The organism is Microbulbifer maximicatervae (SeqCode) (genome assembly GCF_052467815.1).
In genome coordinates, this window is sequence record NZ_CP174326.1 from 1,011,618 (window position 1) to 1,034,138 (window position 22,521).

A 22,521-nucleotide genomic window follows, 5' to 3' on the forward strand; every position below is an offset into this window, starting at 1 on the left:
GTATTTTCGCGTGCCATCTATTTCGGTCTATTGGTATCGGGCTCAGTATTTTTATCAAGTACTGCACAAGCCGATGTTATCACCTCACTAAAAAGTCAGGTCCCGCTATTTTGGCTAGGAATTCCCACAGTACTTCTTTTACTAATTTGTGCAGTTGCAATAAATAGACATGTGAAATTTCGCCAGTTAGATCGCGACAGCAAAACCCAACTTAAAAATTTGAGTAAGGAAAATAGTAACCTTTTTCAACAAATGCACAGCCGAAATAGCGAATTTACCGCATTGGAAAAGCGGCTGTCCGATGCTCGCACTGAACTGGAACAATTGCGCCAAGAGAAATCAGACCTCCTGACCATAACCCGCCACCACTTACAGCACCCCTTGGATACGCTCCTGGGCACGTTAAATTTATTGGCTCGCAGTGAAGATAATAATACTCGCGCTCTGGTAGAGATCGGGAAAAGACAATTAAACAGTGCCCTAAAGTCCCTTGATAATTTACATCAATGCGGCGATGTCGAAACGGTGGAATTAAAACTACCCACTGAGAACCACCGCGTTCCCGGTAAGCAATTATCGGTTTTACTCATTGAGAACAATAAGCATGACACCCTTCAACCCACCTTGGAAACCATGGGGCATGAAGTGCAAAGGGAGTGCAATGGAATCGATGGAAGCAGCGCTGCGCTGCAAAAAGCATTCGATCTCATTTTAACTGATACTCACCTCCCACTAATGGATGGCGTTGAAGCAGTACGGGAAATCCGCCGAGAGAGAGGTGCAGAATTACCTATTTTTGCTCTATTACAAAATGCGAGCTCCGGCGACAAGGAGCGCTATCAAGCTAGAGGATTTACCGGCGTATTGACCCACCCCATCGGCGATCGACAATTAATGCAGTTATTGAGCTGGGCCGTTCGCCGGAGCCAGGGGGTCGCTGTTCCTCAAGGAGCGAAACCTACACGCCTTCTGAATACCAATACCCTATTCCGCTTGCGGGATACTCTGGATCACCATACGTTTGCTGAATTACTCAGTGAACGCACAGCCACCTTGCCCAAAAATATTACATCACTGACCAGTGCTATCACTGGTCGTCACTGGCTAGATGCTGAGCAGCAAGCACAAAAATTGGCTCGATCTTCTATTGAAGTCGGCCTCGAAACAATAGCAGCTCGCCTACGGACCCTGGCCGCAAACCTCTCTATCGATAGTGAGAGAGAGTACTGTCGCCAACAGCGCACAGAGCTACTTCAGTTGATGCGGGAATCCGTGCGCCAGCTAAAGTCCTGGCGCGAACGCAATGTACACACCGAATGGGCGCTGAAGTGACTAACCGAGCTGTGGCCCAATCGTGAGCCACAGTTCTACCTCAGAGCACTGGCACGATGGCAAGGGCAACTGCAACCCATCGCACAAATAAGCCATCCCAGCGCAGCTAAGTTGAAAAGCGCTATTTGCACCACACTATATTGAGGTGAATAGCGAAGAGAAAAAAATTATGTCAGAGCAGTATCCCGAACGCAGCCAGGAAGCCCGTGAACAAAGCGGGCGTGACCTGGCCATTATGGTTTACCTGATCCAGGCGATCAGCTTATTTACTGCAGTACCATTTTTTATCGGGGTATTAATCAACTACTTTAAGCGCAGCGATGTTCGCGGCACCCTGGCCGAATCCCATTTCCGCTGGCAGATTCGCACCTTCTGGTTCTGGCTGCTGTGGACCATTGTTGGCTCATTAACCATCTGGGTACTGGGGCTAGGCTACCTAATCCTTGCGATTAACTGGATATGGGTAATTTATCGGGTTATTCGCGGCTGGCTGACACTGGTCGACCGGCGCCCAGCTTATTAATGGCAAATATTTCATTTTATGGGCCCAGTATCTTGGGCCCATTTACTTCTCAGTAAGAAATGAACCCAAGGTTTCCTTACTGAAATTAGCGACTTTCACACCTTGAAAAAGACAAAAGCAGATTGACTAGCCATAAGGCTGTATCGACCTTTCCTCATTTACTTTCTCAAGCCCTTATTCGCCAAAAGTTGCAGCTGCAACATTGTATGCTCCAGCACAAAGTGTGCGAATATGCCTATCCGATTGACTTTCACCGCGTTGTTAACAGGGAGAAATAGATTCGTGAACCAGGACCAGAATGCCCCTTTGCGGGAAGATGTACGCCTGCTGGGTGACGAGCTCGGCGCAGTATTGCGAAACCAAGTTGGCGAGCCACTATTTGATACCGTTGAGAATATTCGTCAGGCGGCCGTTGAAAGCCGCAGCAAAGGGGCTATGCAGGCCGATCACTTGCGAGAGCTACTCGACCCCCTGGATGATGCGACCCTATTGGAAGTTGCCCGGGCATTCAGCCAGTTTCTAAACCTGGCCAATATTGCCGAACAGCGCCATCGCGAGAGACTGCACCGCCAGCACCAGCGCTTTCCCGGAGATCCCGATACAGACCGCGGCCTGCGACAGGTACTGGCAGAGTTAAGCAAAGCGGGGAAGTCTCCCGAGGAAATCCACGGGACACTAAAAGAGTTATCCGTAGAACTGGTCCTAACCGCTCATCCCACCGAAGTGACACGCCGTACCCTAATTCGCAAATACGATCGAGTTGCAGACCTACTCAACACACTGGACAGACCCGACCTGACCCCAGAAGAATCCCAGGATTTACGTCGCCACCTACAAGAGCAGATCCTTTCCGCCTGGAGCACCGACGAGATCCGCCGCTCCAGGCCCACCCCAGTGGATGAAGCCAGGTGGGGCTTTGCCACCATCGAACAATCCCTGTGGCAGGCGGTTCCCAGAAGTATGCGGGAAATAGACAGTGAATTAGCCCTGGCCAAGCTGCCCCCTCTGCCGGTGGATTGGGTTCCCATCCACTTTGCCTCCTGGATGGGGGGAGATCGGGACGGCAACCCCAATGTCACCGCCAGCGTCACCCGGGAAGTCCTGCACCTGGCCCGCTGGATGGCCGCCGACCTCTATCTGCGCGATGTGGAAAACCTGCTCGCAGATTTATCCATGCATCGCGCCAGCGAAGAACTGTTAAAGCGCACTGGCCCCAGCCACGAGCCCTACCGCTTGGTGCTGCGCCAGGTTCGCGACCGTCTTAAAATAACCCGGGAAAAAATGGAGGCCCGCATTGGTCGACGCGCAGAGCCTTCCGGCCTCGCGTTTACCAGCAGCGAGCAGCTGGCCGACGAGCTGCGACTGATCGACCGCTCCCTGCGCGCTGTGGGCCTCTCAGCCATCGCCGATGGCCAACTCAAAGATACCCTGAGGCGACTCAACTGCTTCGGCATCACTCTATTGCGTTTGGATATACGACAGGAGTCCACCCGCCACGCTGACACCCTGGATGCCATTACCCGCTATCTGGGTATGGGCAATTACAGCAGTTGGAGCGAAGAGGAGAAGCAGGAGTTCCTGGTGTCTGAGCTGGACAGCCGCCGCCCACTGGTGGACGAGAGCTTTTACCGCAGTGATTTCTGCGACGAAGAGGTAAGCGAAGTCTTACAGACCTGCAAGGTCATTGCCGAACAGGGTCCCGAGGGATTAGGTGCCTACGTTATCTCAATGGCGACCACACCTTCCGATGTTCTCGCTGTAATGCTGCTGCAAAAAATTGCCGGGGTGCAGGTGCCAATGCGAGTGGTTCCCCTGTTTGAAACCCTCGACGATCTCGATGGTGCAGCTACCACTATGAGTACCCTGCTGAATATCCCCCTCTACAAGCAGCGTGTGCTCGATGGCCAGGAAGTGATGATCGGCTACTCGGACTCCGCCAAGGACGCCGGCTTCCTGGGCGCCGCCTGGGCCCAGTACCGCACACAGGAAGCTCTCACCGGAATATTCCGCAACCACGGTATCCCCCTAACTCTGTTTCACGGCCGGGGCGGCTCCATATCCCGAGGCGGCTCGCCTACTCGTATGGCCCTGCTGTCGCAGCCACCGGGATCAATAGCTGGGCGTATTCGCGTTACCGAGCAGGGAGAAATGATTCGCTTCAAATATGGCCGCCCCTCTGTGGCCGCCTACAACCTGGAGCAGTATGTCGCTGCAACCCTGGAGGCGACACTGATGCCCCCGGCAGAGCCGCGTTCGGAGTGGCGCGCGGAGATGGACCGGCTCACGGAAGTCTCCGTCGGCAACTATCGGGAAGTCGTGCAGGATGACCCAGCCCTGGTGGCTTACTTGCGCACTGTCACCCCGGAAACCGAGCTGAGCCGCCTGGCCCTGGGCAGTCGCCCGGCAAGGCGTAAACCCGGTGGCGGTGTCGAATCACTGCGGGCGATCCCGTGGGTGTTTGCCTGGACCCAGATACGACTGATGTTACCGGCCTGGCTGGGCACTGGCGCCGCCTTGGAGAATGCCCTCAAGCACGCAGATGAAACTGATATCTTGCGGGATATGAGCCGCCAATGGCCCTTTTTCCAAGGCGTTGTGGATATGCTAGAAATGGTACTGGCCAAGGCCGATCCCCGCGTTGCCTCCTGGTACGAAGAACGACTCACCCAGGATGCAGACCTAATCCAACTGGGTGTCAGTTTGAGAGAGCGACTGGCTCACACCGTAGAGGCCCTAAAACAGCTTACCGGGCGGGAGAGCTTGTTGGATAACAATCCCGTGATGCGCTGGTCCATCCGCGTGCGCGACCCCTACACTGACCCTTTGCACCTATTGCAGGCCGAGCTGATGGCACGTTTGCGCGAACGGGAAAGTGATGCGGTACTGGAAAGTGCGCTGATGGTCACTATCGCAGGGATTGCAGCGGGCATGCGCAATACGGGTTAAAAGACCACGGTAGCTGTGATGATACTGGGATTTGAGGCCTGCTTTTTTCACAACAGCAGGCCCCCAAGCAATCAGAATCTGCCGGTAAGTGCCATCACGAACAGGTCTGCCGGCAACTGCTCTCCATTCACCTCCAACTGGCCTCGGTTGACCTTGAGATACATTTGCAGCTCACCCTTGTCTTCGATCAGCAGGCCATAATCTCGCAGAAGCATTGCCTGCCCTACCAGGGGGGACTGCAAAAGCGCCTGCTCTGCAGCGCTAACGGTCATACTACCTACCAGCGGTTTGAGCCACTGATCGATCTCACTGGCACCTCGGCGGGAGGATTTGCGCATACCCCGCCAATCGATATCAGCATCTACTAACACAGGGCCATTGCGAGATTGAATCGCCAGCTGTTGCTCCAGGCGCAGCGGGCGACTCATTTCACGGGCCCAATTCCGTTCAGGGGCCGGCAACAATACACGCAGGTAGTGCCCCAGATCCGCAGTCTTAATTCTCGGCAAGGTCATCTGCTGGCGCACAGAGGTAATCGGTGTTGCCGAATCCACCGTGGGAAGCTTCAGGTCACTGATAATTTTCAGGGTCTGTGCCGCCAATTCTTCCAAGGTCAGGTCCAGGGTAACATCGCGCAATTGAACCGGCCCGGAATCTGATTCTGCCCTCAGCAACGACAATCGCAGCTCCGCATTACCGCCCTCGCCGGGCATATATTCAAACTCGCCTTCAAGGGGCTCGGTAAACAGTACTTCGATACCTTCATGAATATGGCGCAAGCTTCCCAGCTCCACGACACCGTTCAGCACAGCACCGCTGTAATCCGTAGATACGGCAATCTCCCCACCGTCAAACTCCAGCTCCCCGAGTGGGCCGGTATTTTTGAAAGGGTCTAAGCGCAGGGTATTCAGCACCCGGTTGTCGGCGGTAACCAGGGTTTCCAGAACTACCGGACTCGCCTGTAAAGCGCCATAAATGGACTCCAATTGAGCGCGCAATTCAGGCTGTAGTTGATCCAGCTCTAGCCGGGTCTCGGTATAAACCACACCCAGGCGCGGCCCCTTAGAGGTAAGCAACACCGGCCCATGATGGATCTCTGTATTGAGCTGGGTAGTGCCATCCGGCAATGCCACCTCAGTATTGGTTTCAGCACCAAACCATCCGCGTTCGTAACCCGTGGAATTCCCCCCCTGCAAGCGGCCCAACTGCTGCTTCCAAATTTCCTCTACTTTGGGGCCGATAAAACCCGGCGCAGCCAGGGCAGATATCACCATTAGGGCAAGCACAATAAATAGAAGTGAACGCAGTAGTTTCATAAAAAATCATCTAGCGAAGGGGTTTGCGCCGATGGTATCAGATTATGAGGCTATTAGTGCGACAAGAGCCTCGTTACTTGATACGAGTGCTGAACATTCATCAACCACGGCATAAGGACCTATGACCCATTTCTAAAGAGCAGAATCTCGGCTTGTAAATTAGTAAATCTAAAATTTCAAAAACTCTGATCAAGCCTAAGAAGAGGGATTTGTAAGCGGCCATAAATTGAAATTGACCATTATGCTGGATATCAGCTCACAAGTCTCTTGATCTCCTGTGGCACGCCTGAGTAATTTTATGGCTCGATGACAGTTTTAAACAACAATATAATTTTTTAGACCACCCTTTAACTTTCCTTTAATCAGAGCCGTTTTAAGGGTAGGTAACAATCTATTTTTCTTGTATTTCAATCTAACCCAGTTTCTTATCTCCACGATTTAGCTCTCTTACAAGTACCTCCGCAAAATAAAGGTCCTGATTACTATAAGAAAACCGCTATCTAGGAAATTTTTTTGATTTCTACCTATTCATGTAAAAAATAATTATTGAATTCATAACCGTTATCTCGATCGGATCTTAAAAGATACCTTTACAACAACCGAAACTTCCATTACCGCACGTTGGGACACTCCCCCAGTTTGAGTAGACTTGTGGCCAAACTAGGAGAAGGAGAAGACGTTATGCGATATCTTGTTTCAATGGTGCTCTTGTGTTCTCTCGCAGGTTTCAGTTATGCAGATGACCGCATGACGCGCCTCCCATCCAACGCTGAACCCGTGCAGATTCTCGGCAAGACTTATTACCAAAGTGGTAATACTTTCTATGCCTTTAATGAGCAGGGCCGTTATTTCTACAGAGTACAGCCCCCCACCTCTATTCGTAGTTATGAGAATCCCCGGGATATGTATATCCGCGGCTCACAACCCCGCCCCCAAACTTGGGGTCTGACTAGAGACCAGGTAGAAGGCTGTATGAATGCCGCTGCAGATATGGCAAATGCTAACCCTGCGGTAGGTGGTAAGATTTATATTCGCGAATATAACCGCTGTATCAGTAACTTGCGCTAGCCATTGTGGCTATATTTACTGCTACAAGGGGCCTTCGGGCCCCTTTTTTCAATCGTTATTTTTTTACAGTTACTAAACTAGCAAGTCTTTCAACACACTAAAGCTATCAATCCTCTAATTTTAGAGCTGTGAAATATGCAAGCCGCTATTATCAGGTGTTATGGCAGCCCCATCGAAATTGCAGAGATGCCTAAACCTTCACCGGATAAAAATAGTATTTTAGTAAAGGTACAATCGGCCAGTATCAACCCCCTCGATAACTGGGCAATATCAGGGGCTTTACAAAATGTAATGCCTGTAAAAATGCCGCATATTGTCGGGTACGATGTTACTGGGAAAGTAGTAGAAATTGGCAGCGCTGTCAGAAATTTTAAAATTGGCGATCTGATATTTGCACGCCCCGATACAAATCAAGCGGGTACGATTGCCGAATACACTTCAATCAAAGCAATGGACGCAGCTATCCGCCCCAGCAATCTTTCCAACAATGAGTGTGCCGCATTCCCTCTCGTGGGTTTAACAGCCTGGCAATCTCTCGTTGAAGTGGGAAAGTTACAGAAAGAACAAAAAGTCCTTATTCATGCCGGCTCTGGCGGAGTCGGTACTATCGCTATTCAAATTGCCAAATATATAGGCGCCTTCGTAGCCACAACCACCAGTGATGCCAACTTTACATTAGTCAAACGGCTCGGTGCTGACACTGTTATCAATTATAAAACCGAAAAATTTGAGGAATTACTCGAGGATTATGACCTTGTACTCGACTCTTTAGGCGGAGAAGTATTAGAAAGGTCTGCCAAAGTTCTTAACAAACATGGTCTATTAGTATCAGTCTCCGTCAAAGCTAAAGGGTCATATACCTTAATTGAAAAGATGAGGCAGCGTCTCCAACTAGTCTATTCATGGCCAAGTGGCACTACTCTCGCAGAACTTGCTTCATTACTTGAGAAAGGATTTTTGAAACCGGTTATTGATAGAGTATACCCCATACATGAAACTCAAGCCGCACTCGACTACCTAAATAAGGGAAGAGCCAAAGGTAAAATAGTTATTGATGTGTTGCAGGGTAAATAAACGATAGTATAGGATTTCAACCTAGACTCAAAAAAACTGGAGCCCTAGTGAAACGGATATTTCTATTTTTGGGTACCCTGATTTCTGCCGCCAGTTATGCACAAAATATAACTTTGGCCGAAGCTGCTCTGGAGCGAACCTATCATAAGGTACGCTACGATCCTGCTTATGTGTCTATCCCCTATCCAAATGGAGATGTGCCGGCTGATACCGGTGTTTGTACCGACGTAGTGATTCGATCATATAGGAAGCTGGGGATCGATTTACAAAGAGAAGTTCACGAGGATATATCGGGTCATTTTCAAGCCTACCCGTCTAAACGCATTTGGGGACTTTCAAGGCCAGATAAAAATATTGATCATCGGCGAGTACCCAATCTACAGGCTTTTTTTACTCGCAAAGGGCAATCGCTCTCAATAAGTGACAATGCAGAGGATTATCTACCAGGAGACATCGTTACCTGGATGCTTCCCGGTAATTTACCACATATCGGTATTGTGACTGCGAAACGCTCTCAAAAAACCAACCGGTACTTGGTCGCACACAATATCGGGGCTGGACCCGTGCTCGAAGATATGCTGTTTTCCTTTAAAATTACCGGGCATTACCGATACAACGCCGGCCAGGCAACCGAAAAGATTGAGTAGCGAAAAAACTACGCTATTGCCAAGTGATTACAGCCTTTCTTTGACCGGAATATGGAGAAACATTTCCGCTATCGGGCTGGTAACCTGATATCTGGGTGGGTACAGCTCAAAGTCTGGCCTCTCAATATAGTCGTAATTGGACTTTGGCAACCAGCTTCCCCAAATATACTTCAATGTCTGTTCCAGGGTGGTAATAGATCCGCGGTGAACAAATTTTGCATATAGCTGCTCCGGTAGTTCCCGCGCCACCATTCCCTCGGGTACCTGAGTCAGGTCGGCAACCGGCGCACAGCAGACATACTTAAACTGAATTTCATCACCCGCTTCCTCATAACATTCATAGATACCAAAAGATTCATCGCTGATACGATTGGGGATTTTATCCCTGTAGGGCCGAAATGCAGACCAGAGCTTTGGCAAGCTGAGATTTTCATGGTCGTATTCCTGCGCTACCCCCACCAATTGCATCGCTGGCCGCGAAATAATTTGTGGCTCCATGGACAACTCATTTTGCAAGAAGTGCAGCATATGAGGGCTAAATTGATCCTTATACAACAACCGAAAAGGATCCTGCTGCTTTCGATACTGTGCCGGGGTTACGTTAAATAAAGCTTTAAACGCGCGAGTAAACGCTTCTTGGGAGTCAAATTGGCACTCCATGGCAAGCTCAAGAATACCAATATCTTCACTCAACAACCTCTTTGCGGCGACGGTCAATCGGCGCTTACGCAAATACTCTTTCGGTGAGTCCCCCACTAATGCCTTAAAAATACGGCTGAAGTGGTAGGTGGAGTAATGAGAGGCAGCAGCAATTTCGTGAACAGAAATTTTGTCATATAGATGCTGCTCTACGAAGTTAATACTTTTAAAAAATCGCTGCATGAGAGGCTCCTTTACTGCCAGTCTACGTTGGGACGGTGAAATTTTCGAACAATACCTTCCCGGTTTAGTATGCCTTTAAATTAAATTCGCTCACTAGTGATAAAAAAGCGTAAATGGGCAAATGCTTTGTCCCTCAAAGGAATAATCGCCTGATAGGCTGGATCATTAAAGAATGCATAGATCGCCTCCCGATCCGGAAAAGATACCACAACAAATGCCCTTGGTGACCGACCCCCGTCCAGGGCCTCTTCCACATCATAAGAAGCAATAGGCACCCCCCCATACTGTTGCATTAATTGCGGTGCCAGACCTATATACTGCTGAAGAGCCTGCAATTCCTGTAAGTTTGGTGAAGACTCTATATGTAAAAATACTGGTAACAAAGTAATAACCTCTTAAGTGTAAATAAATTTTAGTTGCTTAACTAAGAGCTTCTAATGACTAACTTTGAGAGGCTACTCGCCTATGCCAAAAAACCAGAAGTGGAACTGTCGCAAGCTCAATAATCGTAGGGGGTAAGACCTGATCATCCACCAATCCAAATTCCAGAATATTGCTTAAGCGGCCCAGACCGCCAATAAAGAGGGATAAAGCCACGAAGTAAAACAATGCTTTATGTTTTTCGATATTGCTCAGGAAATACAGTAGAACCAACCCCTGGGCAAAGAAAACACCAAAGGCAAATCGATATTGATTATCCCCAAATCCTCTCAAGGGGCTATCCGGGCCAAAAATCATAGCACCACCACTCAGAGCAGCACTGCCATTCAGCCCTCCAAATGCACTGATACCCCCGGGCACAAAACAGATCACCGCCAGCGCTACCACTAACAATTGGAAAATTTTTCTTTCTATAGAACTCGCCTGATTCATAGTGTCACCTTAGTTTGCCGTATTTGGAGTGATGACCTAATCATATTGGCCAGTAAGGCCCTATTTTTGATATTTCTTGCGGTCTTGGTATCCCACTAAGACAGCAAGAAATGTCAAAAGACGAGGCGCTTAACCGCTTATCTTTCTCTCCAACAGCCGGGTATATCCATATCCGGGCACCAGTTCCCAATATCCACAGAGACAGAAAGATGATTAAGAGTGTTTTGATTACCGGAGCGAATGCAGGCTTAGGCAGGGAATGCGCCAAGCAACTGGCGGAATACCAGCAGATTAACAAGATCTATCTCGGCTGCCGCAATCTCCACAAAGCCAAGGAAGCCCAGGCCGATCTGGTGTCGGTAACAGGCAGGAATATCTTCGAAGTATTGCTGATCGATGTCGCGGATCAACAATCTGTGAAAGAGGCAGTTAAGAACCTGGACTCCCCAGTTGATGCGCTGGTTATGAATGCTGGCGGTACCGGGGGGAAAGAGTTTTACAACAAGACCCCCGAAGGAGTCACACAAATTTTCGCCGTCAACCTGCTTGGGCATGCTCTACTGACTAACGAGTTACTGAAAGCCAATAAATTAACCCAGACTGCTATCTATGCCGGCTCCGAGGCCGCTCGCGGCGTAAAAGAGATGGGTATGAAGCGACCAGACCTGAAAAGCGCCTCTGTGGAGGAATTTATGCAGATCTGTGAAGGAAAGTTCTATGCCAGTACCAAAGACGCTACGGTACCCTATGGTCCGATAAAGTATATGGGCGCCCTATGGATGTCTTCCATGGCGCGGGAATGCCCCCATATCCGCTTCGTAACCATGAGTCCCGGGGCTACGGTAGGCACAGAGGGCTTCAATACACTGTCGTTATTCAAGCAATATATGATGAAGGGCATGATGCAGATTATGCTGCTACTTGGCAAAGTCCACAAAGTAGAAATAGGCGCCAAGCGCTATATCGATGCCCTACTGGATACAAGATCCTTCCGCACAGGTATTTTTTACGGCAGTGAACGCGGATTGACTGGACCTCTTGGTGAACAGCGGAAGCTTTTCCCGGACCTGGACAATCCTACCTATCAAGACAATGCCAAAACGGCGATCAATCGCTTTATCTAATGAAGGGTCGCATCAGGGAAGGGCCCTGTACACTCTTCCCTGCCCCCTAGTTAACGCCACCGAAACCGCTTGTTTACCTATACTTGACTGTTAAATACTTACTGCTAAAAACAGCCAATGTTTCGGGTAATCTTTTCCCTGCTGTTGTTAATTCCCCTTGCCCTGACTGCTGCTGAAGATGTAGCTAAAGCAACTCCCCTGCGGCTGCTGGATCCAGCAACTGTGGATAAGTTCGTCAATGAACTGCCAATACCAGTAGAAATCCGCCCTCAGGGCTCAGCCCCGATTAAACTACCCGCCCGCCCCACTGAAGTTTGGATGGGGCTACAGGATAAGGATGGCAAACGCATAATGACTAAGGCCTGGGGTTTTGAATATGCAGGTCGCATCCACTCTCCTGGCCCTACTATTCGCGCCCGAGAAGGCCAACTGGTATTTGTACACTGGGCCAATGAGCTACCGGGTCCGCATCTATTTCCTGTGGATCGATCCGTTCACCTCGCCGACGTAAAAGATCCAAAAGCTGTACCTATGGTTATCCACCTTCACGGCGGGCATACAGAGTGGAAAAGTGACGGCAACCCCCTCGCTTGGTACACCCGCAATTATCGTGAGACGGGACCATTATTTGAGAAAAGGATTTACGAATACGACAACTCCCAGGATGCCGCCACTATCTGGTATCACGATCACACCCTGGGCATGACGCGCCTTAATGTTTACGCAGGTCTATTCGGTTTTTACCTGGTTGGCGATGACAATGAAGACCGCCTGATACAGGAGAAGCTGCTCCCTGCAGAAGAGCGCACTTTTGTAGCCGCTATTACAGACAGCTTGTTTAGCTCCGATGGGCAGCTGTATTTTCCTGGCTGGAGGGACCAGCCTCCATCACCGGTTTCCCATGAGGTGGTTAAGGCCAATTGGCCCAATCCGTCCCATCTCGACGAATTTTTTGGCAATTTTATTCTGGTAAACGGTATGACCTGGCCCAAAGTCAGTGTCACTCCACACGTCTATCGATTGCGATTACTCAACGCATCTGATACTCGCACACTGATACTCAGGATCGACGAAAATACACCCTTTGTACAAGTCGGCGGTGACGGCGGATTTCTCGATTACCCTGTAAAATTGAACGAGTTGATATTGGCACCCGCAGAGCGAGCAGATGTTTTAGTAGATTTCAGCGGTTATGAAGGACGTGAACTAACACTGCGAAACTTTGGACCGGATGTCCCTTTTAAAGGCTTTGTAGAGGCCAATGACCCAAAGAGTTCGATTCCACTTGTCTACAACCCGGAAGGTAAACGCGTATTAAGCGATGGACGCGGCGGCATCACACCAGCTACCGATCCAAATACTACAGGCCAGATCCTACAATTTCATATTGCTTCAACACCGATCCCCCCCCCTTCTAATAAACAGAAATCAGAGATTAAAAATACCACTGGAGATTTAAAACTCAGCCTAAATACTCCCTTGCGCACCCCACTTAATAGGCTTAACCAAGCCAGTCGCACACGACAACTTGCCACCTATCGGTTGGATGATCCCTATGGCCGCAATCTGCTCATGTTAGGTCCAGTAAAGGAGGGCTCCCTATTTTTTGAAGACCCTACTACAGAAATAATCCAACACAACGCCGTTGAGATCTGGGAAATATACAACCCTACAGTATCGGCTCATCCAATCCATATTCATCTGGTGGAATTCCAGGTACTGGATCGCCAGCCTTTTAAAGGAAAACTTATCCCCAAACCACAGAGATTTATGCACACAGGTGAAGTATTTCAGGGAGCACGACTGGAGATAGAATCTCTACAGGGAAAACCTCTTCCGCCACAGCCAGAAGAAAGCGGCCCCAAAGATACTGTCATCGCGCTTCCCGGCCAAGTGACCCGTGTAATTGCGCGCTTTGACCGCGAAGGCCTCTATGTATGGCATTGCCATCTGCTCTCCCATGAGGATTACGATATGATGCGGCCATTTAGGGTAATGGAATCAGAGCCAGTAAATAGCAACTAATCTACCAACCTTAATTCAATGCCTTAGACCAGCAAAAAAGCAAATAAATCAAAAAGTGTCTGACCGCCAGTTAGATCCGAATACGGCTTTAACTATTAAATTATAAATATAACACCAACAATAATCTTAACTTCCTCAACGACATCTACATCTTCCATCACTTAAAAGCCAATTAAAACAACAGAACTTTAAAAATAAAATATCGATGAAACGCACCATCAATGGAAATTATAATTCATCAGCCGCACTTGAGAAATCAGCCCTGCAAAGATGTTTACAGAAAACAATGAAAAAAATAAAAATATCAATTATTTGCTAAACAATAAGATATCTCCACCAATAGTGCCACGAAAACCGAACCTTAAGATATTAAAACATCTAGAGCAGTTCAGCATTGAGGGCAATAAAAGACACAACCTCCCTCAAAATCTGGACATACGTTCCACCAAGAAAAATCTCAAAAAGGAGAAAACTATATGCAAAAACATAAAATTATTTTATACTAAAATATAAACCATCAAATCAAAATATAATCATTCTGATTAAAACTAATCAAGAGATCCAGATGAAAAAATTTTTGACTGCAACTATATTACTTGCATTCTCCGCAAATGTTTTCTCTGCTGCTTGGACAGCAAAAATAACAAAGATCCAGGCCGAAGGCATTGGAGAGAACTATAATGTTTTATATCTTGATACCGATATAACTAACTCTATGTGTGAGAACACAAATGCACAAGATAGAATTACCATAGTAAATGAAGCCCAGCATAGCACTGCTCTTGCTGCGTTGATGGCAGGGAAAATTGTACAAGTTATGGAAAGTGGTACAAATTGTAATGAAGCTGGACTAGCCAACATAAATTATATAATGATTTACTCTGATAAATAAGCCGCTGCCGATGACCATTCTATTATTAGAAATAACGTTACTTGCACAAGCAACATCACAGAATAGAAAAACCACTTAATAGTTTCCATCCTATTTACAGAGAACCAAAAAATATTAGTTTTTATGAAAATGAAAAATTTATTCTCCGGACTACTACTCGCGCTACTATCCAGCACCAGTTTTGCATCAAGTACCATTGAGCCTAATAAAACTATCGAAGGCATTACTACCTATAAATATTATGCAGTAATTAAATTCTCACCAGATGCTAGCGGCGACGAATTAGGGGAAGACTGCTCATCTGGGTCAAGTAACCATGTAGTCATAGAGTTCGATCACAATGATGGAACAGACAATAATGACACTAAAGAGCAATTTTCATCACTTATGGCTGCATATTTTGCTAAATCTAATACCGTAGGTTTTGGAGTAGAGGGTTGCAGAGAGGGTAACGGAAATAACCACCCTCTGATTTATCGGGTAGATATCTGATCTTCAAGTTTGTAGTTTCAGGGCGGTGCTCTAACCGCCCCAGAAATTCCTCAGCAGGGCATCAAAGCCTTAGCCACACGGGAGTTGGTCTCCCTTCCCAGCTGTTCAGAAATAAAGTTCCCAGCCTCTGCCAGCAACTGTAAATCCACGCCGGTTTCAATACCCATGCCATTGAGCATATAAAGTACATCCTCACTGGCAACATTACCGGAAGCGCCACGGGCATAGGGGCAGCCGCCCAGGCCGGCTACGGCGGAATCTACTACTGCGACCCCCATTTGTAAGGCCGCGTAGATATTGGCCAAGGCCTGGCCGTAGGTATCGTGGAAGTGCACCGCAAGTTTTTCCACAGGTACACGGGCCATCACCTGCTCCAGCATACGCTTGGCGGATTCCGGGGTGCCGACACCGATGGTGTCGCCGAGGGAAATTTCGTAGCAACCCATTTCCAGTAGAGCGGCACTAACTTCTGCCACTTTGGCCGGATCAATATCACCTTCATAGGGGCAACCAAGTACGCAGGATACGTATCCGCGCACGGGTATACCGTCTTGCTTCGCTTTTTCCACCAGTGGACGGAAGCGCTCAAGACTCTCAGCAATACTGCAATTAATATTTTTCTGGGTGAAGGCTTCTGAGGCCGCGCCGAATACGGCGACCTCATCTGCTTTGGCTTCCACTGCGCGCTCATAACCTTTTAAGTTTGGCGTGAGCGCGCTGTAGATAACACCGTCTTTGCGCTGGATACCCGCCAGCACTTCCTCGCTGGCGGCCATTTGCGGTACCCACTTGGGGCTGACAAAACTGCCGGCTTCAATAACCGACAGCCCACTGGCACTGAGCTTGTCCACCAGAGCGATACGGGTCTCCACAGAGATAGGCTGCTTCTCATTTTGCAGCCCATCGCGGGGGCCCACTTCGACGATTTTGACCTGTTTGGGCAAAGTCATTATTGCTCCTCCCCGGCAAAATCCACCAGCAGACTACCGCCATCCACTAATTCACCTTCGGCACAGAAGAACTGCTGCACGGTGCCGGCGGCTGGAGCCCGCAGGGTGTGTTCCATTTTCATGGCTTCCATTACCAGTAGCGGCTGGTCTTTTTCCACCGTAGAGCCGGGCTCAACCAGCAGAGAAATTATGGTGCCGTTCATGGGGGCATCGAGGCCGTGGGCCTGGTCATTGCTCTCACCGATATCTGGTGGCAACAGCTTGAATTCCACCTGAGTGCCATCGATAAATACAGCACCGCCATCGCGGGTATCCACGGCGGAGAAACTCATGCGGCGGCCATCCACCAACATCAAGTCGCGTCCCGGCAGCAGGCGAATCTCACCGTTGTTCTGTTCCTCAGGCAAGGCATCGCAAGTCCAGCGCAGGCTATCGCCCTCCGCAACAAAGCGAATTTGAGCGTGCTGGCCACGGTAGTCCACCGTCTGGGTGCGACTGCCAGCCAGAGCATTGCGCCAGTTATCGCCATTGTGCCAAGGGGAAAAAGGATCTCGCTGCGGTGCTCTGTTGCGCAGATCGCGCTCTTCACGCTGCTGTAAATAGCCGGCAATAGCAGCGCATTTCAGCAGCGTCAGTGTCTGCTCCTGGTGCAGTACTTCCGCCTCGTAGTCCTCGATAAAGTGCGTCGAAATACAACCGCTGGCAAATGCCTGGTGATTGATCACTCGGCGCAGGAATTCGATATTGTGGCGCACACCGGCAATCTGATAATCACGCAGTGCGCGATCCAATTTGGCCAGGGCTTCTTTGCGGGTGCGGCCGTGGCAGATCAATTTGGCGATCATCGGGTCGTAATGCACACTGATTTCATCGCCGGTCTGCACACCGGTATCCACCCGCACACCCTCACCTTCCGCCGGGGGCTGGTGGCGCACCAGCACGCCGGTTGCCGGCAGAAAATCATTGTCCGGGTCTTCGGCGTAGATCCGCACTTCCATGGCGTGGCCGTTGATCTGCAGCTCATCCTGGCTCATGGGCAGGGTATCGCCAGCGGCAACTGACAGCTGCCAGGCCACCAGATCCTGGTCGGTGATCATTTCCGTAACAGGGTGCTCTACCTGCAGGCGGGTATTCATTTCCATAAAGTAGAAGGCACCGCTGGCATCTAGCAGGAATTCCACTGTGCCGGCACCCACGTAACCAATCGCGTGGGCCGCGCGCAAGGCCGCTTCACCCATGCGGGCGCGCAGCTCCGGAGTCATGCCCGGTGCGGGAGCTTCTTCCACTACTTTTTGGTGGCGGCGCTGCACCGAGCAATCCCGTTCAAACAGGTAGACGCCATTGCCCTGCTGATCACAGAACACCTGGATTTCCACATGGCGGGGACTCACCACATAGCGCTCTAGCAACATAATGTCGTCGCCAAAGGCATTCATGGCCTCACGCTTGGCAGCGGCCAGAGCTTCGTGGAATTCATCGGCACTGTCGACACGGCGCATGCCCTTACCACCGCCGCCGGCAGCAGCTTTCAGCAATACCGGATATCCGATGCGATTGGCATGGCCTTCCAACAGCTCTTCATTTTGATTGGTGCCATGGTAACCGGGCACCAGGGGCACATTGGCCTCTTCCATAATACGCTTGGCTGCGGACTTGGAGCCCATCGCCTCGATCGCGCCGGTGGGTGGGCCGACAAAAATAATGCCGTTGCTATCGCAGGCGCGGCAAAACTCCGCGTTTTCCGACAGGAAGCCATAACCCGGATGGATGGCATCGGCACCAGTCTGCTTGGCAGCACCCAATACTTTGTCGATATCCAGATACGAATCCCTGGCCGGGGCCGGACCCAGGTGCACCGCTTCGTCCGCCATCTGCACATGCAGAGCGTCGGCATCCGCATCGGAATAAACGGCGACAGTGGCCACCCCCAGGCGGCGCACGGTCTTGATAATACGGCAGGCAATTTCGCCGCGATTAGCTATCAACAGTTTGCGAATCATAAAATTACCCTTCGCTACCATTCATCCAACTGGGCGCGCGCTTTTCCAAAAACGCACTCAACCCTTCCTGCCCTTCCGGCGATACACGCACGGCAGCGATCAGTGCGCTGGTCTGCCCTTGCAACTCATTATTAATAACCCGGTTGGACATGGACATGGCCAGCTGTTTGGCCATTGCAACTGCCTTGGGGCCATTGTCGGCAATGGCATTCACTAATTTCTGCACATGCAGATCCAGGTCACCCTCTGCGCAGACTTCGGATACCAAACCGATCTGTTCCGCGCGTTCGGCGGAGAAACGCTCCGCTGTGACAAAATAACGACGCGCGTGGCGAGTGCCGATCGCATTGATGACATAGGGACTGATGGTGGCGGGCAGCAACCCGATTTTGACTTCGGACAAACAGAAGCTGGCGCGCTCAGAGGCCACGGCCATATCGCAGCAGCTCACCAAGCCCACGGCGCCGCCAAAAGCGGCGCCCTGTACTCGCGCAATGGTGGGTGCAGGGAAGGTATCGAGCTTGTACAGCATGGCAGCGAGCGCGGCAGCATCGCGACGGTTTTCCTCTTCTGAATAAGTCGCCATGCGCTTCATCCAGTTGAGGTCGGCTCCGGCAGAAAAGCTCTTGCCATTGGAGGCCAGTACCAACACACGTACAGCGGGGTTTTGCGCCAGGGTGTCAAAGGTGGTGGCCAGCTCGTGGATCAGTTCATCATCAAAAGCGTTGTGGATTTCCGGCCGGTTCAGGGTGACCGTGGCCACGCCCTCGCTATCCACTTCGCACAGCAATTTATCGCTCATTGTAATTCCTCGATTGGGGCGTCTATCAAAAGCGGCACCGGAACATTTCATTGGCGCCGCAACCACGGTTCCTTACATGCGGAACACGCCGAACTGGGTCTCTTCCGGTTCCTTGTGGCTGGCCGCCGCCAGGCACAGACCGAGCACGCGGCGGGTATCCGCCGGATCGATAACGCCGTCATCCCACAAGCGCGCGGAGGCGTAATAGGGATGCCCCTGGTGCTCGTAGTTATCCACAATCGGCTGTTTAAACTGGTGCTCTTCCTCTTCGCTCCAGGATTCACCCCGGGCAGCCATCTGGTCGCGCTTCACCTGGGCCAATACGCCGGCGGCTTGTTCACCCCCCATAACCGAGATGCGCGCATTGGGCCACATAAACAGGAAGTTGGGATCGTAGGCGCGGCCACACATACCGTAGTTACCTGCACCGAAAGAGCCGCCGATAAGGATGGTAATTTTGGGCACCTTGGCGGTAGCGACAGCGGTCACCATCTTGGCGCCGTGTTTGGCGATGCCGCCCGCCTCGTACTGTTTACCCACCATAAAGCCGGTGATATTTTGCAGAAACACCAGCGGGATCTTGCGCTGCGCGCACAACTCAATAAAGTGCGCGCCCTTCTGCGCACTCTCCGCAAACAGGATGCCGTTGTTGGCAACAATTCCCACCGGGTAGCCCTGGATACGGGCGAAACCGGTTACCAGGGTGGTGCCGTACAACGCTTTAAATTCATCGAACTCAGATCCGTCCACAACCCTCGCGATAATCTCGCGCACATCAAACGGCTGGCGCGAGTCTTTGGGCACCACGCCGTAAATGTCTTCCGGTGGATAAATCGGCTCCACCGGCTTTTGGATATCCAGGCCGGGATTTTTGATACGGTTCAGGCGCGCTACAGAGCGGCGCGCCAACTGCAACGCATGTACGTCGTTATTGGCGTAGTGATCGGAAACCCCGGAAGTGCGGCAGTGCACCTCGGCACCGCCGAGTTCTTCGGCAGAAACTTCTTCACCGGTGGCCGCTTTCACCAGGGGCGGACCCGCCAGGAAGATGGTGGCCTGCTCTTTCACCATAATGGATTCGTCTGCCATGGCCGGCACATAGGCACCACCGGCAGTGCAGCTACCCATAACCACTGCGATCTGCGGAATATTCTGTGCAGAGAGATTGGCTTGGTTAAAGAAGATGCGACCGAAGTGCTCTCGGTCTGGGAAGACGTCGTCCTGGCGCGGCAAATTGGCACCACCGGAATCCACCAGGTAAATGCACGGCAGATTATTCTGTTCAGCAATCGTCTGCGCACGTAGGTGTTTTTTTACTGTAAGCGGGTAGTAAGTACCGCCTTTTACAGTGGCATCGTTAGCCACTATCACGCAGGGCTGACCGGAAACGGTGCCGATGCCGGTAATAATGCCCGCAGCCGGAACATCTTCACCGTAAACCTCGTGAGCGGCCAGCTGGGAAAATTCCATAAAAGGGCTACCCGGATCGAGCAGCGCATCGATACGGTCCCGTGGCAATAATTTCCCCCGCGCCAGGTGTTTTTCCCTCGCGCGCTCGCCGCCGCCCTGGGCGATGGCTTCCACTTTCTCGCGCAGGTCTGCCACCAGCGCCTGCATCTGCTCGCGGTTTTCGCCAAAGGCGGCATCGCGCGTGTTTATTTTGCTCTGCAACTGATTCATAAAGTCCGATTCACTTTCCCGGAGAAAAGACCTCCACAGGGCGCAGCTTATTGCCGCAGTGCCCGGCTGGAGACAGCTGCCGCCGGCAGGCGCCGGCGGCGAGAAGAAATGCCCAGCCTTAGCGGGTCTCTTTAAACAGCTCGCGACCAATCAGCATACGGCGCACTTCAGAAGTGCCCGCGCCGATTTCGTAGAGCTTGGCATCGCGCAGCAGACGACCAGTGGCGTACTCGTTGATGTAGCCATTGCCGCCCAAAGTCTGGATAGCTTGCAGGGCCATCTGTGTTGCGCGCTCCGCAGTAAACAGGATTACAGCGGCGGCGTCCTTGCGCGAGTCCTCACCGCGATCACAAGCCCGGGCCACAGCGTACAGGTAAGAGCGGCTGGCATTCAGGTCAGCGTACATATCGGCGATCTTGCCCTGCATCAGCTGGAATTCACCGATGGCCTTGCCGAACTGCTTGCGCTCGTGAATATAGGGAACCACTACATCCAGGCAAGCCTGCATAATACCGACAGGGCCTCCGGAGAGAATGGTGCGCTCGTAGTCGAGACCGCTCATCAATACGCGCACACCGCCGTTCAGTTCACCGAGGATATTTTCTTCCGGCACTTCACAGTCTTCGAACACCAGCTCACAGGTGTTGGAACCGCGCATGCCCAGCTTGTCGAGCTTTTGCGCTTGGGAGAAACCGGCAAAGCCGCGCTCAACGATAAACGCAGTAATACCACCGGAGCTGATACCCGGTTCGGTGCGCGCGTAGATCACATAGGTATCGGCATCGGGGCCGTTGGTGATCCACATTTTATTGCCGTTCAAAATAAAGCGATCGCCGCGCTTCTCCGCGCGCAGTTGCAGACTTACCACGTCGGAACCGGAGTTGGGTTCACTCATGGCCAAGGCGCCTACATGTTCACCGGAACAGAGCTTGGGCAGGTACTTGAGCTTCTGCGCATGGGTACCATTTTTGCGAATCTGGTTTACACACAGGTTGGAGTGGGCACCGTAGGACAAGCCCACAGAAGCGGAGGCGCGGGAAATTTCTTCCATGGCCACAGCGTGCGCCAGGTAACCCATATTGGAACCGCCGAACTCCTCTTCCACGGTCATACCCAGCAGGCCCAGCTCACCAAACTTTTTCCACATGTCTGCGGGGAACAGGTTGTCTTCATCAATCTGTGCCGCGCGCGGGGCCAGCTCCGCCTGGCAGAACTTGTACACCATGTCACGGAGCATATCGATGTCTTCACCGAGACCGAAATTCAGGGTTGGGTAGGAGGTGTTCATAACGGCTCCACTGATATTTAAAATGTCTTTAATTCAAATGACCGCCTTGGCGGCTGTTCAATACCACATAAGGCAACCGCGCCACTCTTGGCGCAGTGCCGAAATCTGTTCAGGAAGCGCTGTTGTCATCGCTTTGCGCCAGGGACTCACGGGCCCTGGATTCAGCTTCATCCAACTCTTCCATCAGGCTTTCGATATCCCGCAATTGCTGTTGTAACTGCAAACGCTTTTGCGCGATGCGCTCCAGTAGACGGTGCAACTGCTCCACATTGCCGTGGGCAGGATCGTACATATCGATAATTTCGCGGCTCTCATCCAGGGAGAATCCCAACCGCTTTCCGCGCAGGATCAGCTTTAGGCGCACACGCTCCTCGGGACTATAGATTCGAGTCTGGCCACGACGCTCGGGACTGAGTAGGCCCTTATCCTCATAGAAGCGGATGGCGCGGGTAGTGATATCGAATTCCCGCGCCAGCTCGGAAATGCTGTAGCTAAGGGGCTCCATTTGGCTTGCTTCTGCTTTCATAACGACGTCCTCAAGATGCCATCAAGCCTAGCAAGAGTTTACGTTAACGTAAACGTAAAGCACGCGCCAAAAAAGAACCCT

At 51.1% G+C, this 22,521-nt stretch carries 20 protein-coding genes; 10 read left to right on the forward strand and 10 right to left on the reverse strand.

Annotated features, from left to right (window positions below):
• The first annotated feature begins 171 nt into the window (after positions 1-171).
• The 3 genes from ACJJIW_RS04385 to ppc all read left to right on the forward strand — a co-directional run bounded on the left by ACJJIW_RS04385 (position 172) and on the right by ppc (position 4,801).
• Complete coding sequence (locus ACJJIW_RS04385; RefSeq protein WP_282934526.1) at positions 172-1,332, forward strand: response regulator; 1,161 nt, start codon at positions 172-174, stop codon at positions 1,330-1,332.
• Between the two features lie 169 nt (positions 1,333-1,501).
• Positions 1,502-1,855 (forward strand): DUF4870 family protein, encoded by a 354-nt coding sequence (locus ACJJIW_RS04390; RefSeq protein ID WP_444895364.1) that lies wholly within the window; start codon positions 1,502-1,504, stop codon positions 1,853-1,855.
• 282 nt (positions 1,856-2,137) lie between these two features.
• The gene (gene ppc, locus ACJJIW_RS04395; protein WP_444936765.1) at positions 2,138-4,801 is read left to right on the forward strand and encodes a phosphoenolpyruvate carboxylase; all 2,664 of its coding nucleotides are present in this window, start codon (positions 2,138-2,140) and stop codon (positions 4,799-4,801) included.
• 71 nt (positions 4,802-4,872) lie between these two features.
• Here ppc and ACJJIW_RS04400 read toward each other — a convergent pair whose 3' ends face one another.
• The gene (locus ACJJIW_RS04400; RefSeq protein ID WP_444892650.1) at positions 4,873-6,117 is read right to left on the reverse strand and encodes a DUF945 family protein; all 1,245 of its coding nucleotides are present in this window, start codon (positions 6,115-6,117) and stop codon (positions 4,873-4,875) included.
• Between the two features lie 681 nt (positions 6,118-6,798).
• Between ACJJIW_RS04400 and ACJJIW_RS04405 the strand changes: the two genes are divergently transcribed.
• The 3 genes from ACJJIW_RS04405 to ACJJIW_RS04415 all read left to right on the forward strand — a co-directional run bounded on the left by ACJJIW_RS04405 (position 6,799) and on the right by ACJJIW_RS04415 (position 8,906).
• A complete protein-coding gene (locus ACJJIW_RS04405; protein ID WP_282934530.1) occupies positions 6,799-7,185 on the forward strand; it encodes a hypothetical protein in 387 nt (128 codons plus the stop codon).
• A gap of 135 nt (positions 7,186-7,320) precedes the next feature.
• Positions 7,321-8,259, forward strand: coding sequence for an NADP-dependent oxidoreductase (locus tag ACJJIW_RS04410; protein ID WP_282934531.1), 939 nt, complete (start codon positions 7,321-7,323; stop codon positions 8,257-8,259).
• A gap of 47 nt (positions 8,260-8,306) precedes the next feature.
• Positions 8,307-8,906, forward strand: coding sequence for a DUF1287 domain-containing protein (locus tag ACJJIW_RS04415; RefSeq protein WP_444936766.1), 600 nt, complete (start codon positions 8,307-8,309; stop codon positions 8,904-8,906).
• 27 nt (positions 8,907-8,933) lie between these two features.
• On the opposite strand, the gene ACJJIW_RS04420 is transcribed toward ACJJIW_RS04415, so the two are convergent.
• The 3 genes from ACJJIW_RS04420 to ACJJIW_RS04430 all read right to left on the reverse strand — a co-directional run bounded on the left by ACJJIW_RS04420 (position 8,934) and on the right by ACJJIW_RS04430 (position 10,661).
• Positions 8,934-9,788 carry an AraC family transcriptional regulator gene (locus ACJJIW_RS04420; protein WP_444936767.1) on the reverse strand — a complete coding sequence of 285 codons (855 nt, stop codon included), beginning with the start codon at positions 9,786-9,788 and terminating at the stop codon, positions 8,934-8,936.
• Between the two features lie 80 nt (positions 9,789-9,868).
• The gene (locus ACJJIW_RS04425) at positions 9,869-10,171 is read right to left on the reverse strand and encodes a DUF1330 domain-containing protein (protein ID WP_282934534.1); all 303 of its coding nucleotides are present in this window, start codon (positions 10,169-10,171) and stop codon (positions 9,869-9,871) included.
• A 58-nt stretch (positions 10,172-10,229) separates the two neighbouring features.
• Entirely contained in the window at positions 10,230-10,661 is a 432-nt protein-coding gene (locus ACJJIW_RS04430) for a DUF4345 domain-containing protein (RefSeq protein WP_444936768.1), read from the reverse strand.
• Between the two features lie 209 nt (positions 10,662-10,870).
• On the opposite strand from ACJJIW_RS04430, the gene ACJJIW_RS04435 reads away from it, so the two are divergent.
• The 4 genes from ACJJIW_RS04435 (at position 10,871) to ACJJIW_RS04450 (ending at position 15,194) form a co-directional block, all read left to right on the forward strand.
• Positions 10,871-11,785, forward strand: a complete 915-nt coding sequence (locus tag ACJJIW_RS04435) for an SDR family NAD(P)-dependent oxidoreductase (protein ID WP_444936769.1) — start codon at positions 10,871-10,873, stop codon at positions 11,783-11,785.
• Between the two features lie 117 nt (positions 11,786-11,902).
• Entirely contained in the window at positions 11,903-13,810 is a 1,908-nt protein-coding gene (locus ACJJIW_RS04440) for a multicopper oxidase family protein (protein WP_444936770.1), read from the forward strand.
• A gap of 565 nt (positions 13,811-14,375) precedes the next feature.
• Entirely contained in the window at positions 14,376-14,702 is a 327-nt protein-coding gene (locus tag ACJJIW_RS04445; RefSeq protein ID WP_444934739.1) for a hypothetical protein, read from the forward strand.
• Positions 14,703-14,831: 129 nt separating this feature from the next.
• Positions 14,832-15,194: a hypothetical protein gene (locus ACJJIW_RS04450; RefSeq protein ID WP_444936771.1), complete on the forward strand. Its 363-nt coding sequence runs from the start codon at positions 14,832-14,834 to the stop codon at positions 15,192-15,194.
• Positions 15,195-15,244: 50 nt separating this feature from the next.
• Here ACJJIW_RS04450 and ACJJIW_RS04455 read toward each other — a convergent pair whose 3' ends face one another.
• From ACJJIW_RS04455 to ACJJIW_RS04480, 6 genes are all read right to left on the reverse strand, one after another.
• Positions 15,245-16,144 (reverse strand): hydroxymethylglutaryl-CoA lyase, encoded by a 900-nt coding sequence (locus ACJJIW_RS04455; protein ID WP_444936772.1) that lies wholly within the window; start codon positions 16,142-16,144, stop codon positions 15,245-15,247.
• Entirely contained in the window at positions 16,144-18,144 is a 2,001-nt protein-coding gene (locus ACJJIW_RS04460; RefSeq protein WP_444936773.1) for an acetyl/propionyl/methylcrotonyl-CoA carboxylase subunit alpha, read from the reverse strand. The genes ACJJIW_RS04455 and ACJJIW_RS04460 overlap by 1 nt, the downstream gene beginning before the upstream one ends.
• A gap of 4 nt (positions 18,145-18,148) precedes the next feature.
• Entirely contained in the window at positions 18,149-18,946 is a 798-nt protein-coding gene (locus ACJJIW_RS04465) for an enoyl-CoA hydratase/isomerase family protein (protein ID WP_444936774.1), read from the reverse strand.
• A gap of 72 nt (positions 18,947-19,018) precedes the next feature.
• The gene (locus ACJJIW_RS04470) at positions 19,019-20,626 is read right to left on the reverse strand and encodes a carboxyl transferase domain-containing protein (RefSeq protein ID WP_444936775.1); all 1,608 of its coding nucleotides are present in this window, start codon (positions 20,624-20,626) and stop codon (positions 19,019-19,021) included.
• Between the two features lie 118 nt (positions 20,627-20,744).
• A complete protein-coding gene (locus tag ACJJIW_RS04475) occupies positions 20,745-21,914 on the reverse strand; it encodes an isovaleryl-CoA dehydrogenase (protein WP_282934543.1) in 1,170 nt (389 codons plus the stop codon).
• 109 nt (positions 21,915-22,023) lie between these two features.
• Positions 22,024-22,440: a MerR family transcriptional regulator gene (locus ACJJIW_RS04480; RefSeq protein WP_282934544.1), complete on the reverse strand. Its 417-nt coding sequence runs from the start codon at positions 22,438-22,440 to the stop codon at positions 22,024-22,026.
• Between the last annotated feature and the right edge of the window lie 81 nt (positions 22,441-22,521).